Origin of the sequence: Nostoc sp. PA-18-2419 (genome assembly GCF_005869855.1) — a bacterium.
Taxonomy (GTDB): Bacteria; Cyanobacteriota; Cyanobacteriia; order Cyanobacteriales; family Nostocaceae; genus Nostoc.
Map to the genome: position 1 here is coordinate 1 of NZ_SZNH01000097.1, position 933 is coordinate 933.

2 protein-coding genes are annotated in these 933 nt (G+C 65.3%); both read right to left on the reverse strand.

What is annotated here, in order from left to right:
• Positions 1-69 precede the first annotated feature (69 nt).
• On the reverse strand, positions 70-327 hold the full coding sequence (locus FCR06_RS32120; protein ID WP_223280411.1) for a hypothetical protein: 258 nt from the start codon (positions 325-327) through the stop codon (positions 70-72).
• The coding region (locus FCR06_RS32125) for a cysteine hydrolase family protein (protein ID WP_223280412.1) at positions 324-933 on the reverse strand (610 nt) is incomplete at its 5' end. The genes FCR06_RS32125 and FCR06_RS32120, both read right to left, overlap by 4 nt.

Sequence of the window (933 nt, forward strand, 5' to 3'; positions counted from 1 at the left end):
TAATTCTGGCATAGTACTTTTAATATCCTTCGACATCCTTATTTTTGATCTTGGCATTCATCAGTCTCATTATTTCGTGTCAATTAGTACAATCCTCAGACTTACAAAGTGGTAATTGGTAACTGAATTGAGGAGATGGGGATGTACGGGCTGGCCAGCGGCGGCGAGCGCTACCGAGGCGACCTCGAACGGTGCCGCCGAACCCGGCCGCATCCGCTGGCTGACCCGGCTCGCGGTGGTGAACACCTCGTAGGGGCCGGCGAAGTCCAGCGCCTCCACGCCGTCGAAGGCGAGGATCAGCACGCGCAGGCCGGTGCTGTCGCTCATGCCACCGCCCGTTCCAGCGCCTGCGCCACGGTGCAGACGGTGGCGAACCGGCCATGCAGCACGGCGGCCGTGCGGGCCTTGATGTCGGCGGCGGCGAGCGGGCTGCCGTCGGGATGCTTCATGTCGAAGGTGAGGGTGGCGTCGGTCACGTAGTCGACCTCCCAGCCCAGGTCGGAAGCGTGGCGGGTGGTGGTCTCGCAGCACTGCTCGGTGCGGATGCCGCTCACGATCAGCCGGCCGATGCCGTTCTGCGTCAGCCACACGTCCAGCCCGCTGTTGACCAGCGCGCTGTGGCGGTGCTTGGTGAAGGTGGCGGCGGCGTCGAAGGCGGCCAGCCCGCCGATGGGGCGCACATGGCCCGATTCGACCGCGAAGGGGTTGCCGGCGTCGGAAGGCTCGTCGGTGTGGAAGACCCGCACGACCGGCAGGCCSGCGGCGGCGCAGCCTTCGATCAGCGCGTTCTGCGCGGCGAAGTAGGGGGCGGCCTGGCTTTCGTTCCAGTAGGCGCGCTGGCGGAACGACTCCTGGGCRTCGATCACAATCAGACAGGTTTTCATGGCGGGCGCTCGGGGCGAGGCGGAGTGGATGATGCCGCCTATTCTTCCG

Coding starts and splice junctions, on each gene's coding strand:
- FCR06_RS32120 (WP_223280411.1), bottom strand. CDS start 327: ATGAGCGACAGCACCGGCCTGCGCGTGCTGATCCTCGCCTTCGACGGC.